Genomic DNA, 13620 nt, shown 5'->3' on the forward strand with positions numbered 1-13620 from the left:
CAGAGATGTTGGCTTTTTATATTTTTCATACCAAACGGTTAATAATTGTTTAGGTCAAGAAAGGTATTCGGACCATATCAAACGGCGTTGCTAAACCAAGCAGTTTTTCATCAGGGCGCCCATTTTCAGTAATTAGTACAGCCTCGAGTCTTGTTGCATATAGATCAAAATGATTGAGAAATTTTTCCCGGACATCATAAATATTCTTATTTTTACTCATAAAAATGTAATTCTTTTTTATTTTTTCAAATGATAGAACGTCTGATAAATATGCGTCCAAACAATTACCCATCGAATTTTTATCAAAATTTTGAGCAATCCACATCGTGATCCCCTGATTTGTCAAAAGACCGACAAATCGATCTTGATCGTACACAGGAAACTGGGAATACCCGTGTTGTTTAATAACTTTTAACACTTCTCTTAAATGATCTGTTTTTTGAAATGTTTTTACTTCACACTCAAAAAACGGTATGATCGTTTTCGGCTTCGTTAATTCTTCAGCAATTTTTTCAGCTAATTCAACAACTGAAAGATGCGGCTCTGCTATCGTGTATGCAGGAAAATGCCGTCCATGGACAATCGCATTTCTAAGTTCAGACAATTCTTTCAAATCATCTTTATAAGTCATAATTAATCCGTTTTTCTTTTTTGCCATATCAACTAGCCTGTAAAACGGTATATGACCGCGGGCCTCAACCATTTTCTCAATTTCACTTGAAATGATGTTAAATGCCGCTAAAAACCGCTCCGACTTTGTGTAATCCTCTTTCTTCGTTGAATTCATTTTCTCCTTCCCCTTTTATAATCGTTTCAATGTTGATTTTTACATCTTCTAATTTTTCAATATCAATAGTTTCAGATAGTGCCGCTAAATATCCTTCAAAATAATCGTTCACTTCTTCGATGATTTCTTTGATCATTTCTTGCATATGTTCAAGAAGGAGTTGACGGTAAACGTCTATAAAATGTGTCTTCTCTTTTTCAACGTAAGATTGGACAGGAGATTTAACTAATTGTTCAAGCTGTTCCTTTAGTTTTTGCTTTCCACCTTGTTCAAAGAAAGACTTTGGATTTTTAAAAGTTGATAAAGAAGCTTGAAACGGTTCCCTTTTTACTCCTGCAAATGCATTGTCGAACTCCATCGTATCAAAATGACGGGTTCTTGGCGGCAATAAGGAAATCGGATGAATCCCTGCAATCATTTTTTCTATTTGTCCATGAACATCTTTTAGTAATTTGTTAATATGATTTTCCACTCTCAGTGAAGTAGCACGCATTTCTTGAGAAAGGTCAAATCCGATATTCCCAAGCAACTCTTCTAAACAACCTTGAACAGCTTTCTTTAAATCACGGCCATCGTCACGAAGCGAAGATGGGTTAAATGCTTCGTTATAAAAATCGTTAAAGCGGAAGAAACTACGCTGGGAAACATAAAATAGTAATTCCTCAATTTCTTGGATTAACGACCTTTCCTCAACAATGAATTCTTTAGTTTCAAGCTGCTCTATTATTTGTGATTTAGCTTGTTCAGCTTTCATTTTTTTCAATTGCTTAATCTCATCGCTTTCTTTTGCTGCTGCAATCATGTTGTCGAGCGCTGCAACTGAACGCTTTATATCCTCATGAGCAGATTGAATAGATATTTCTAGAAGATCGTTCATGATAAATGAATGGAATGCATGTTCAAATGCCGCAATTCTGGATGCATTCATTCCATCGTAGTTGGAACCTGCCAGTTTTTCTTCCAACGCCAATTTACTTGATAGCGGATAAATCCTTGGAAAACGTATGCCAAATTTTTTCAGCTCATCGCCTACATAATCAACAACAAGTTTTAACTCTTCTTCCGATTTAGCTAAGTCGGCCGCATTTACAATGAAGAACATTTTGTCAAGTTCAAAAGCTTCTTTCACTCGGCCAAGCTGAATTAAAAATTCACGGTCCGCTTTTGAAAAGGCATGGTTGTAATAAGTAACGAACAAGATTGCATCAGCGTTTTTAATATATTCGAAAGCTACACCTGTATGTCTTGCATTAATTGAATCAGCCCCCGGTGTATCCACAAGAGTAATTCCCTGTGCTGTTAATGGACAGTCATAGTAAAGTTCAATCCACTCTACAAAACAAGATTTTTCCTCTTTGGCAACATATTCTTCAAAACCTTTTAAATCAACAGTTAACAGTTCACCTAAATGATTTTTAATAAAATCATATCCAATTTGAACAGCTTTCAAAAACGAATAATGAGGTTTTTCTTTTGGATCGTTCCCATCATAAGAAAGGGATTGAATAATCGTTAATGCTTCATCCATTGAATGACATTTCTTTTGAAACAACGCTAATGATTGCTCAACATCTCTAAAAATTTGCTCTTCCGTTTTTATTTTTACAAGAACGGTGCCATGCGGATAATCTTCATTTGCCGGTAAAATTTTATTAATTGTTGCTGTCGTCGGATTAGGAGACACTGGCAGTAACTTTTCACCAATTAAAGCATTAGCAAACGATGATTTTCCTGCACTAAAAGCCCCAAACAACGCAACTGTAAAACGTTGATTAGATAACCGTATTGCTTTTTCTGCCATATCATGGGCAAGCGTATGAATGCCTTTGATTCCTTGTAATAAGCCAAGCGCTTTATTTAATTTTGTTACCGTTTTTTCCAAACGATTTTTAACATTAAAGTCGTCTGCATTTAAAACATTTCCAAACGTGCTTTCTACTTTTGCATCAACTTCTTGAATGACAGATACCTGCAATTGTTCACTTTTCACAGTTTCCTTATCAGATACTTTCATTTCCATTTGTTTAATTTCAACATTTAAGAAACATTCGTTCCATTCTTTCAGCAAGCGATCTGTTTTGTCTAAAACGTCTTTCAATAATGGTTCCGTTAGTAATCCCAATAACTTCAATTCAACTTGTTTTCTTTTTTCATTCAATGCTTTTAAGCCATCAACTGCTCCTTTATATTGACGGTAACTCTCTAATTTATCCTCGACAACATTTAATTCTGTGTCAATGATTGGATCAAAAAGCTTTTTTCCTTCAACAAAGATATCTAACGCACGGTTTTTATAGAGCCTCTTTAATTCATTGGAAACATCATTCGTATAATTTAAAATATACTCTCCTGTAACTCCTGCGCTTTTTTTGACAAGACTTTGCAACAAATCGGGCTGGAATGAAACTGTCAATTCTTCATAAATGGTTTGTATGAAATTTTCATGATCCACTTTATTTTGTTTGAAAAATTTAACCGCAAAATCTTTTAAATGCCAATCAAGCTGCGATTCTACTTGCTTTTTAAAGCTTTCATAGAATGCTTGTAAACGGGCTTTCCGTTCTTCTTCCGTTTTCTTCTTGGCAAATAAAAAGCCTACTTTGAAATCCGGTTGTGCAGCTTCCACATAAGAATGCGCTAAATCCCTTGTGGCAGCCGGCATTAAATATGCATTATCAAGTATTTTTTTAAGTCCGTTTTCAAACTCATCTTTTAAATTAATTTTCTTATCAATATAATTTTTGCGAGTTTCTTCTAGACTTGCCAGCTCCTCAAGAAGAAGTTTCTTTTCTTGTTCCGATAAATGTTCAAGCTCAGCTTCGTAGTTTTTGCGTACTTCTTCATTTGTGTCATCAAAAAATTGTAAATGGTCCTCAATGAGCTGTTTTGCTGCTTGCATAACACTATTTAAAAGGAGTTCATCTTTCTTTGAAAGTATGCTAATTAAAAATTGTTCAAGCTTTGCATATTCATTTTCCGGATGGCTAAAATCTTTTAAAGATGTATAAAAGATGCCATCAATGTTGACACCCCAAGTTTTAAACGCTTCTACTACGCTTGATTTATATGAATGAAAACTAAGCTCTGCCTCATTATGTTTATCGATCATATTTATAATTAAGTAGACAGGCTTGCCCCGGTCTTTTAATGTTTTTGTAAACGAAAAATTAAGTTCGGACTGAACATGGTTGTAGTCCATTACATAAAAAACAACGTCTGCTAAATGTAGAGCTGATTCTGTAGCAATTCGGTGTGCATCATCCGTTGAATCAATGCCGGGTGTATCCATGATTGCTACCCCCTCAGGCAGCTTAATATCTTCATCACTTATTTCAATAGATTCAATCGTTTCTCCATCTTTGGCAAAATTTTTGACGACTTCATAGTCATAAGGTGCTGGAAATTCAACAGGATCGGCATTCTTATAATAAACTCTTGCATAACTTTTTCCTTTTTTTATTTTCACGAGGTTTGCACTCGTTGGAATTGGGCTGGAAGGTAATACATCCTTACCCATCAACTGATTCATCATCGTTGATTTTCCAGCTGAAAAATGGCCGCAAAAAGCAATCGTAAATTCGTTGTTTCGAAGCTTATCAATAAGCTGTTTCACCTTTTCGGCATTGACTAGGTCTCCTTTTGCATCTAATTCCATATAAATTGCTGTTAAACGATTCATTTCTAACATAGCTGACTTCTATCCCTCACATAATTATGACAAAATTTTGAACCTTTTTAACCTATGTTACCAATTGTTGAACAAATGCTCAATTGTTTTTATTTATAAACACTAAAAAATGTCATAAGAAAAATAAGCAAGGATTGGAAATTATTATTTAAAAATAGGAGGCATCTAAAGGAATTTTTCGTTTGGAGCCATTTTAAGAGCTGATGTTTCAAAAATTTATTTAAAATCAAAAAAAGCATACAAAGCTGCAATTCATTAGCTTGTATGCCTAAACTTTCTTTCCTTCAATTTCTATGTAAAACATAATTAAGAGCGTGTGCTTGGATCAATATTATGCAATATATAATACGTTAAAGAACTACAAGCAATAACCGTAACAGAAATAAAGGCCAATACCATCCTCAACACCATCCCGCAGTTAATTAGACACCGATAGTGATAATTATTTTCACTCTTTTTATGCTTTTATCATAACACCATTGATAAAGATTTTCAATACTTTTTTGAAATCGTTTGCATCTTTTTCAAAAGAATGCTTAAACTACGGTCGATTTCTTGATGGCACAAAACGGTACCGATTTTGAAATATTATTCCGTAATTTGTACCTTTCATTAGTTCTTGTTCTTCTAATTGAATGCGATGCTTTAAAACAACAATATTTAATATCGTAAAGATGATTGCAGTCCAAAATGCGTCAAATATTAAAGGAAGAACTAACAATTCAATCAAAACGACTAAATAATTTGGGTGCCGAACCCACTTATATGGCCCTTTTTCGATAATATTTGTATTTGGAACGACTATAATTTTTGTATTCCAAAACCTACCTAAAGACATGATGCTCCATACTCGTATCACTTGAGCTATAGAAAAAATAAATAAAAATATCACCCATAGCGGAGAAAGCTGTTTTTCAAAAAGAAATACTTCAATAATAAGGGTAACAAAAAATAGGATATGAACTAGGACGATATATTTATAGTGTTCCTTCCCCACTTCATACCCACCACGTGCCTTCATCCATTTTTCGTTTTTCTTTGCAATGCCAAGCTCTACGATTCTTTGCAATATGATTAGAGCTATAAAACAACTAAAAAACATATTTGACCACCTATTCCCATTTTAATAATAACAATTCTGAACTAAAACCGGGACCTAAAGCAGTTAATAATCCATATTCACCCTTTTTGCAATTCTTCTCCAAAAACTGTTTTAAAACATAAAAAATAGTCGCAGAGGACATGTTCCCATAGTTTTCTAAAACTTTAAGAGGAATCTTGATTTTATCTACATCTAATTGTAAAGCATCTACATATGCTTCTAATACTTTTCTTCCTCCCGGATGAGCAACAAAATGCTCGATTTGCTCAATTCTTACATGTTGTTTCTCTAAAAATTTGTTAACATTTGGACCGAGCCATTTACGGATGATTGATGGGATATCTTTTGAAAAAATGACGTAAAACCCCTCGTTCCTTATTTTCCATCCCATAATATCTTCTGAGTTGGGCATTAACGTAGATTGAGTTGCTTTAATTTTTGGTAAAAATCGATGATCTTCTTTATTAAGGTCAACTTCATCACCGCAAACTAATGCGCAAGCAATGCCATCAGCAAATAGAGAAGTTCCGACAAGGTTGCTCTTTGACATATCGTTTTTCTGAAATGTTAAACTGCAAAGTTCAACAGAAAGAACGAGTACTTTTGCTTTTGGATATGCTTTGCAATATTCAAAAGCTCTAGACAACCCACTCGCACCGCCTGCACATCCTAATCCCCAGATCGGTATTCTTTTACAATGTTCGTGAAACGGAAGTTCGTTCATAATTTTCGCATCAATGGTTGGTGTCGAAATACCGCTGGAAGTAATAAAAAAAATGGCATCAATTTCTTCATAGGGAACCCGCTCTCTCAAACAAACAGGGTCTTCGAGACAAGACCGAATTGCAGCTTTTCCAAACTGAACTGCTTTTTCAATAAAAAGATCGTTTTTCTCCATAAAAGAATGGTCTTTTATAAACCAATCTAACGGTACAGTAAAATAACGCTCTTTAATTTGACCATTTTCAAATACTTTTAACAAGCGTTCTATTTCATTAAAAGAATCTCGAAAAAGCTCACGAACAATTTCTATCGTTTTTTCTTGTGTGATTCGGTATGGAGGGGTGCAAAGACCTATTGATGCAATTTTTGCCAATAAATGTTCCTCCTTTATGAATAGCCATTTATCGATATTATTTCCATTATTTTAGATATCATCCAATTTAATTTACAAAACAAAAAAACCTTCCTAATGTTAGGAAGGTAATAGGAAAAATTTATCAATACCGACGTTTTGAAGGTTTGTTGTGCAACTTTATTTTACCCGATTTGTTATCTCATTACTTGTGTCAATTATTGTAATTTTATATCCTCTTTTGTAAAAAAATATGTTAATATTAATTCCATAAGACAAATTTCGTGGTATTATATACCTAGTAAAGTTATCGTACTACTAAATCAATTTAGGAGTGGTTTGTCTGTCGGTGGGAGAAAAAATTACTCATGTTCTAAATGGAACAATTGAATCTGTTAAAAATGTTATTCCCATTCCTATAGTTGTCGGAAAACCTTCCCTATTTAAAGAACCACTATTAAAATCTGAAATAGGTGTTCTCATAGGAATGATTGGATCGATCCGTGGAAGTTTAGTTATAAAAAGCCGGGCGAAAACTTTTTGCGGCATCGGAGAAGAGATGTTTGGAATGCATTTAGATGGAGAAATGCTCCAATCGTTTACTGGAGAGCTTGGCAATATGCTGGCAGGGAATCTTTGTACAATTTTAGCCGGAAAAGGTATTGACATCGATATTACCCCTCCAACCGTTGTTATGGACGGTTCAATTATGCATAATTCCGATCTGGCGTTTCGTGTTGGTGTAGATATTATAGGAAAAGGCGAAATCGGTATTGTATTAATGTTGGAAAATTAATTTTTCATTGGAATAGAAGGCTGGCTTTTATGTCTTGCCAGCCTCAACCTTTAAATGATCCAAAACAGTTTGAAAAGGCTGTTTTTGTTCTGCATCAAAATATTTTTTCTTAAATGGACAACCTTTTTCTTTTAACCGTTGGCTCAATGTTTCGATTGAAAAATCCTCTGGATGAAGATGTTCATTTACCTCATTCCATTCTAATGGAGTTGCGACTAACGCTTCTTCATTTCCCCTGACTGAATACGGAGCAATAATTGTTTTTCCCTCTGCGTGTTGAACATAGTCCACATATAAACGATTGCCTCTTTTCGATTTTAAACGTTCCATCGTAAACCAACGAGGCTCTTTTTCAACTAAATATTGCGCCATAAATGATGTAAAAATCCTTGTATCTTCGAAAGAAAAAACATCTTTGGGCAATGGAATATAAATTTGCAATCCTTTATTTCCAGATGTTTTAACGAATGAAATCAACCTCAGACGATCAAATGATTCTTTTAACATTAGAGCAGCTTCTACCGCCATTTTAAATTCAGACCTTGATGGCGGATCAAGATCAAAAACAATTTCTGTCGGTTTTTTTGTGTCTATTGTTGAAAAAGGAATATGGTATTCAATTGCAGATTGGTTCCCAAGCCATATTAAAGTTGCTTCATTTTGACAAATGATATAGTTCGTTCCATCTTCATATTTTGTAGTAATAAAAGACGGAGCATATGGAGGAGAATTTTTTTGATAAAACTTTTCTTCGTTAATCCCGTTCGGATAACGGATCGTTGTTAGTAAACGATTTCTTAAAAATGGTAACATGAAAGGGGACACAGTCATCAAATATTGTAAAAAATCAATTTTTCGAATCTTTTTTTTCGGCCAGAGGATTTTCGATAGATTGGTTAGCTGAATCGCAACACGATCTATGACTATTTCATGGACCGTTTCTGTGCCTCTTCCCATGTACAATCCTCCCATTTGATATCAAAACGAAATCTTGAAAAGCGCGGTTGCCTAATTTCAGCTTTATACCAATCAATAAATAGAAGCTCTACACAAATACTAGGTTTTAGATAAATAAATTTAGCGTCTTCTTTCATCGCATTTTTTTTAATAATTTCCGTTAGGGCATTCCTTTCCTCTTCGTTTAGTCCATGAAAAAAAAGTCCTGCATGAACGATTGAATCCCCTTTTATTAAGCCGACATGAAAATAACTGTTTTGCTTTTCTAATGATAGTATAAAAAAATTAGCTCGTTTCCAGTTTTTAATTTTTAACCAATTGGTTGTTCTTGCTCCTTCAATCCATTTGCTCGTTACACGTTTTGCGACAATTCCCTCGCCATTTTCGCTGACAATTTTTGACCACAGCAATTCATTATCATCAAACGTTTCGATTAGTTTCAAATGAGTGGTATGCCTCTTTTGTACTTGAGAATTTTCTAAAATCGTAAAGAAAATAGATGCCAATTCTTCTTTTCTTCCCATCAAAGGCATATGATTCAATCGTCTTCCAGATACCATTAACAAATCAAAAGCAATAAAGTCTGCAGGAAAAACATTTATGAATTGGGAAATTTTCTTTTTATTTTTCATTCTCCCCCGCTCTTGAATTTTTTCAAAGCTAGCTCTATATTGGGATTCTAAAATAACAATTTCCCCGTCCAAAACAAAAGGGAGATAGGTTTGTAATCCTGGGAGCAAGTTCTGTACATAAGAAATAATTTCTGGAAAAACAGTCGATAGATTTTTCAAGTTTCGGCTAATGAGTTCAACCTGGTCTTCAAAAATATATAATAATGCACGGAAACCGTCATACTTTGGTTCATATATCCATTCTGCACCCGATGGGATAGTATCTACTAATGTAGGCACCATTGGTTTCAAATAAATATTTTTCAATCCCTTCCTCCTAACGTACCTCTTTTAGCTTGTCCTTCTTAGGACGGACGGAAAGCTTTTTTTTCTTCTTCATCATTTCCTTTCCTTCATTATTTTCTACTTGTTTCAATGGTCTTGTTTGATCAATACTTGCTTGCAAAGCTGCCATTAAATCAACAACATTTGTTTTTGGCCACTCTTTTGGAACAGTAATTTCTTTCCCTGTAACTTTTGATTCAATTAGCTCCATTAATGTTGAACGATAATCATTTGTATATTTCTCTGGTTCAAACTGAGTTGTCAGCTGTTCAATTAGCTGTATCGCCATATTTAATTCTTTTTCGTCCAATTTCAATTTTGGTTCTAAACCAGGTACATGTTCGACATTGCGCACTTCATCCGGAAAAAATATCGTTTCGAGCAAAAGGGCTGATTGATATACTCTAACGATAGCTAAACTTTCTTTTGAACGGATTGTTATTTTCGCAAGACCAATTTTTCCCGTTTGTTCCATCGCTTGTTTTAAAAGATAATACGATTTTAAACCATTTTCCTGAGGACCGAGAAAATAGGATTTATCGAAATAAATCGGATCAATTTCGTCAAGCTTTACAAAATCAATAATTTCAATTGTTCGATTGCTTTCCGGTGCTATTTCTTTTAACTCTTCACTAGAAATGACAACAAATTTTCCCGGTTCATATTCATAACCCTTAATGATTTCATCATTCGTTACTTCCCGATCGCAAACTGGGCAAACTTTTTCATATTTAATCGGGCTGTTGCATTCTTTATGAAGCGAACGAAAACTAATATCCTTATTTTCAGTTGCTGCAAAAAGATTGATTGGGATATTAACTAACCCAAAACTAATTGTCCCTTTCCATATTGTTTGCATGAAATGCCCCCTTTCGGTTACTTTTTCAATCATAATATGCGTAAAAAAAAGACATTCTATGAAAAGAATGTCTTTAAGCTTCGTTATGTAATCGTACTTTCAATAACTTCATATCCATTTACAACAACATCTAATTTCCCAGTTTCGGGATGAATAATTAAACCGTGGACAGCCACATCTTTTGGAAAGAGCGGATGATGGCGAATTCTGCTGACAGATTGTGCAACACTATCAGCAACGTTTGAGAACCCTTTTAACCATTCATCAATGTCAATGCCAGAATGGCGGAGAATATCAATTGTTTCTTCCGAAATTCCATTCAAAATTGCCTCATCTAAAATTTCATGAGAACATAAGTCAGTCATACCGCAGTCATGGTGACCAACAACAAAAACTTCTTTTGCACCTAAAGAATATACAGCAACAAGAATACTTCTCATAATACTTCCAAACGGATGTGATACAATCGCCCCAGCATTTTTAATAATTTTTGCATCACCATGTCTAACATTCATTGCTTTTGGCAATAAATCGGTTAAGCGTGTATCCATACAAGTTAAAATCACCATATGTTTGTCAGGATATTTCGTTGTTCGAAACTGTTCATATTCTTGATTATGAACAAATTGCTTATTATGTTCCAAAATTTCACCTAACCGACTCATGAAAATCCTCCTTATGTTGGTTTCATTGAACCCATTTCATTCCTTACTAAAATTCTACAAAATAACATATATTTCTACAATTTACTTATCATTAACGATTTGACTAAAACCGTTTTCACAATATGTTCACAACTTTTTCATACAAAATCCCTTTATTCATAAGGGGTTTACAGTTTTCACTATTTGCATAGTTTTTATATCACTTATGAACATTTTGTGAAAAGTGTAAAATTGTGATGGATTCGATTTGTTTCTTTTGTAATATATAAGCATAATGAAAGTTTTTATATTCATTCTTCAATCATCATCAATTTATAAAGGAAGGGAAGTGAAAAAATGGCAAAACCTGAATTCCATCAAAAAACAGAAGTGGAAGACAGCAGCTCATTAAAAGGAACACTAGCAAGCGTCGGCATCCTAGGACTAATTATTCTTATTACTTGGTTTAGTGCATTTAATCTATTCTTAGACCGACAATAAATGTATTGATTAGAAAGGAGCATAGGGCTTTATGCACATTCATAAGTATGAAAAAATTTGGCTATTATTTGGTATAGCTTCTTTGCTGGTGTTCACCGTTACAATTGGAGTTAGTGCATTTTATATGGGTAATCAACCACCAAGCTGTTTAGTGACTGTTGATCCAGCAAAGGTATATGAAACAGAACCATTCAACCAACCTGGATTAAAGCAAGTTGGCGACAAAGATTATGAATTAGTTGTTGTTGCTTCAGCATTTAACTATGATGTTGGTCCAGAAAAAGTTATTCAAATTCCTGTTGGTTCAACTGTCAATTTTATTGGTACAACAACTGACGTAATCCACGGCTTCGAAGTTGCAGGTACAAATGCAAACATGATGTTAGAGCCTGGTTATATCAATACTGTTAAAACTACATTCAATAAACCAGGTAAATATACAATTGTATGTAATGAATATTGTGGATTAGGTCACCACTTAATGTTTGCTACTGTGGAGGTGGTTGAATAATGAAAGGTATTGCTAGTATTAACTCAAAAGATGCTAAACTCGTAATGGCTCACCTATATGTTGCATTTACTGCATTATTAGTTGGAGCTTTAGCAGGTTTACTGCAAGTGTTCGTCCGTACAGGTAAATTACAATTGCCAGCTGGCATTAACTATTATCAAGTACTTACTGTTCATGGTGTTCTTTTAGGTCTTGTATTAACTACTTTCTTTATTATAGGTTTTATATTAGCAACACAAAGTAAAGCAGCTGGATCCTATACAGATGGCGAACGCCGCTGGGGCTGGATCGGCTATTGGATGATGACAATTGGTACTATTACAGCAGCTATTTTCGTATTATTAGGTGAAGCTTCAGTTCTTTATACAATGTATGCACCAATGATGGCTCACCCACTACATTACATCGGTCTTACTCTTGTTGTTGTAGGTAGCTGGGTTGAAGGTTTTGTAGTATTCCATCGCCATGCTCGTTGGAAAAAAGATAATCCAGGTCAAACTACACCTCTCTTAAGCTTTATGGGTGTTTGTACAATGATCCTTTGGTTAGTTGCTTGCCTTGGATTAGCAACTACAGTTTTAGTACAAATTATTCCTTGGTCTTTAGGACTTGTTCCAACAATTGATATTTTGATTAGCCGTACATTATTCTGGTATTTCGGACATCCGCTTGTATATTTCTGGCTATTACCTGCTTATATGGCATGGTATGTAATTATTCCAAAAGTTATTGGCGGAAAAATTTTCAGTGATGCATTAGCTCGTTTATCATTTGTATTGTTTATCCTATTCTCAATTCCAGTAGGATTTCACCATCAATTGCTCGAACCTGGAATTGATCCGTTCTGGAAATACTTGCAAGTTGTATTGACATATTTAGTTGTTATTCCGTCATTGATGACAGCATTTTCAATGTTTGCTACATTTGAATTGCGTGGCCGTGAATTAGGCGCAACAGGTCTTTTCGGTTGGTGGAAAAAACTACCTTGGAAAGATGCTCGCTTCTTAGCACCGTTTATGGGTATGTTGTTATTCATTCCTGGTGGAGCTGGCGGTATCGTTAACGCATCTCACCAATTAGACCAAGTTGTACACAACACAATTTGGATTACTGGACACTTCCATTTAACTGTAGCATCTGCATGTGCAATGACATTCTTTGGTGTAACATTCTGGCTAGTACCTTCTATCACCGGCCGTAAGTTAACACCAACAATGAATAAAGTAGCTCTTGCTCAAACTTGGTTATGGACAATTGGTATGTTCTTTATGTCTGCATCAATGCATGCTGCCGGTTTATTTGGAGCACCACGCCGTTCAGCATTCTCAACATATGCAGGCAATGAAGATACACTTGCTTGGATTCCATACCAAATTGCTCAAGCAGTTGGCGGTTCAATCCTATTCTTAGGTGCTGTTTTAATGGTTATTATTTTCTTTAACCTTGCGTTCTTTGCTCCAAAAGGTGAAGAAGAATTCCCTATTGGAGAAGTTCATGCGAATGCTGAAAAAGTACCTGCTGTGTTTGAGAACTTCAAACTTTGGGTGGCTATCACTTTCGTATTAGTATTATTCGCATACACAGTACCATTTATTGATATGATTCAGAACGCACCTCCAGGATCACCTGGTTTTACAAATGTAATTGGTCGTTAATAAAAAACCAATTGTTTTTACAAAACAATAATGGAAATTATACCCTATCCTAACCAAAATGACAATCCCCTTGATTTAGGTCAAGGGGA

General features: G+C 34.7%; 12 protein-coding genes. 4 read left to right on the forward strand and 8 right to left on the reverse strand.

Annotated features, from left to right (window positions below; genetic code table 11):
* Window positions 1-49: 49 nt before the first annotated feature.
* The 4 genes from HR057_RS12890 to HR057_RS12905 all read right to left on the reverse strand — a co-directional run bounded on the left by HR057_RS12890 (window position 50) and on the right by HR057_RS12905 (window position 6673).
* Window positions 50-787, reverse strand: coding sequence for a CBS domain-containing protein (locus HR057_RS12890; protein ID WP_173731858.1), 738 nt, complete (start codon window positions 785-787; stop codon window positions 50-52).
* Complete coding sequence (locus HR057_RS12895) at window positions 729-4475, reverse strand: dynamin family protein (protein WP_173731859.1); 3747 nt, start codon at window positions 4473-4475, stop codon at window positions 729-731. Before HR057_RS12895 ends, HR057_RS12890 begins: the two co-directional genes overlap by 59 nt.
* Before the next feature lie 541 nt (window positions 4476-5016).
* Entirely contained in the window at window positions 5017-5577 is a 561-nt protein-coding gene (locus HR057_RS12900) for an isoprenylcysteine carboxyl methyltransferase family protein (RefSeq protein ID WP_173731860.1), read from the reverse strand.
* A 10-nt stretch (window positions 5578-5587) separates the two neighbouring features.
* Window positions 5588-6673, reverse strand: coding sequence for a type III polyketide synthase (locus tag HR057_RS12905; RefSeq protein ID WP_173731861.1), 1086 nt, complete (start codon window positions 6671-6673; stop codon window positions 5588-5590).
* 328 nt (window positions 6674-7001) lie between these two features.
* Here HR057_RS12905 and HR057_RS12910 point away from each other — a divergent pair, with 328 nt between their 5' ends.
* The gene (locus HR057_RS12910) at window positions 7002-7448 is read left to right on the forward strand and encodes a chemotaxis protein CheX (RefSeq protein WP_329955883.1); all 447 of its coding nucleotides are present in this window, start codon (window positions 7002-7004) and stop codon (window positions 7446-7448) included.
* 27 nt (window positions 7449-7475) lie between these two features.
* Here the strand turns inward: HR057_RS12910 and ligD (HR057_RS17100) are convergent, their stop codons facing one another.
* From ligD (HR057_RS17100) to HR057_RS12925, 4 genes are all read right to left on the reverse strand, one after another.
* On the reverse strand, window positions 7476-8405 hold the full coding sequence (gene ligD, locus HR057_RS17100; protein ID WP_230474443.1) for a non-homologous end-joining DNA ligase: 930 nt from the start codon (window positions 8403-8405) through the stop codon (window positions 7476-7478).
* Window positions 8372-9343, reverse strand: coding sequence for a non-homologous end-joining DNA ligase (gene ligD / locus HR057_RS17105; protein ID WP_230474444.1), 972 nt, complete (start codon window positions 9341-9343; stop codon window positions 8372-8374). The genes ligD (HR057_RS17100) and ligD (HR057_RS17105) overlap by 34 nt, the downstream gene beginning before the upstream one ends.
* 10 nt (window positions 9344-9353) lie before the next feature.
* On the reverse strand, window positions 9354-10220 hold the full coding sequence (ku, locus tag HR057_RS12920; RefSeq protein WP_173731862.1) for a non-homologous end joining protein Ku: 867 nt from the start codon (window positions 10218-10220) through the stop codon (window positions 9354-9356).
* Window positions 10221-10303: 83 nt separating this feature from the next.
* Window positions 10304-10885 (reverse strand): beta-class carbonic anhydrase, encoded by a 582-nt coding sequence (locus tag HR057_RS12925; RefSeq protein WP_173731863.1) that lies wholly within the window; start codon window positions 10883-10885, stop codon window positions 10304-10306.
* A gap of 336 nt (window positions 10886-11221) precedes the next feature.
* Here HR057_RS12925 and HR057_RS12930 point away from each other — a divergent pair, with 336 nt between their 5' ends.
* The 3 genes from HR057_RS12930 to HR057_RS12940 are packed head-to-tail and all read left to right on the forward strand — an operon-like array spanning window position 11222 to window position 13531.
* Window positions 11222-11365 (forward strand): cytochrome c oxidase subunit 2A, encoded by a 144-nt coding sequence (locus HR057_RS12930; protein ID WP_173731864.1) that lies wholly within the window; start codon window positions 11222-11224, stop codon window positions 11363-11365.
* A 31-nt stretch (window positions 11366-11396) separates the two neighbouring features.
* Window positions 11397-11876: a cytochrome c oxidase subunit II gene (locus HR057_RS12935; RefSeq protein ID WP_173731865.1), complete on the forward strand. Its 480-nt coding sequence runs from the start codon at window positions 11397-11399 to the stop codon at window positions 11874-11876.
* Window positions 11876-13531, forward strand: coding sequence for a b(o/a)3-type cytochrome-c oxidase subunit 1 (locus HR057_RS12940; protein WP_173731866.1), 1656 nt, complete (start codon window positions 11876-11878; stop codon window positions 13529-13531). The genes HR057_RS12935 and HR057_RS12940 overlap by 1 nt, the downstream gene beginning before the upstream one ends.
* Window positions 13532-13620 lie beyond the last annotated feature (89 nt).

This window comes from Calidifontibacillus erzurumensis, from assembly GCF_013303125.1.
Lineage (GTDB): Bacteria > Bacillota > Bacilli > Bacillales > Bacillaceae_J > Calidifontibacillus > Calidifontibacillus erzurumensis.

Coding starts and splice junctions, on each gene's coding strand:
- HR057_RS12890 (WP_173731858.1), bottom strand. CDS start 787: ATGAATTCAACGAAGAAAGAGGATTACACAAAGTCGGAGCGGTTTTTA.
- HR057_RS12895 (WP_173731859.1), bottom strand. CDS start 4,475: ATGTTAGAAATGAATCGTTTAACAGCAATTTATATGGAATTAGATGCA.
- HR057_RS12900 (WP_173731860.1), bottom strand. CDS start 5,577: ATGTTTTTTAGTTGTTTTATAGCTCTAATCATATTGCAAAGAATCGTA.
- ligD (WP_230474443.1), bottom strand. CDS start 8,405: ATGGGAAGAGGCACAGAAACGGTCCATGAAATAGTCATAGATCGTGTT.
- ku (WP_173731862.1), bottom strand. CDS start 10,220: ATGCAAACAATATGGAAAGGGACAATTAGTTTTGGGTTAGTTAATATC.
- HR057_RS12925 (WP_173731863.1), bottom strand. CDS start 10,885: ATGAGTCGGTTAGGTGAAATTTTGGAACATAATAAGCAATTTGTTCAT.
- HR057_RS12930 (WP_173731864.1), top strand. CDS start 11,222: ATGGCAAAACCTGAATTCCATCAAAAAACAGAAGTGGAAGACAGCAGC.
- HR057_RS12935 (WP_173731865.1), top strand. CDS start 11,397: ATGCACATTCATAAGTATGAAAAAATTTGGCTATTATTTGGTATAGCT.
- HR057_RS12940 (WP_173731866.1), top strand. CDS start 11,876: ATGAAAGGTATTGCTAGTATTAACTCAAAAGATGCTAAACTCGTAATG.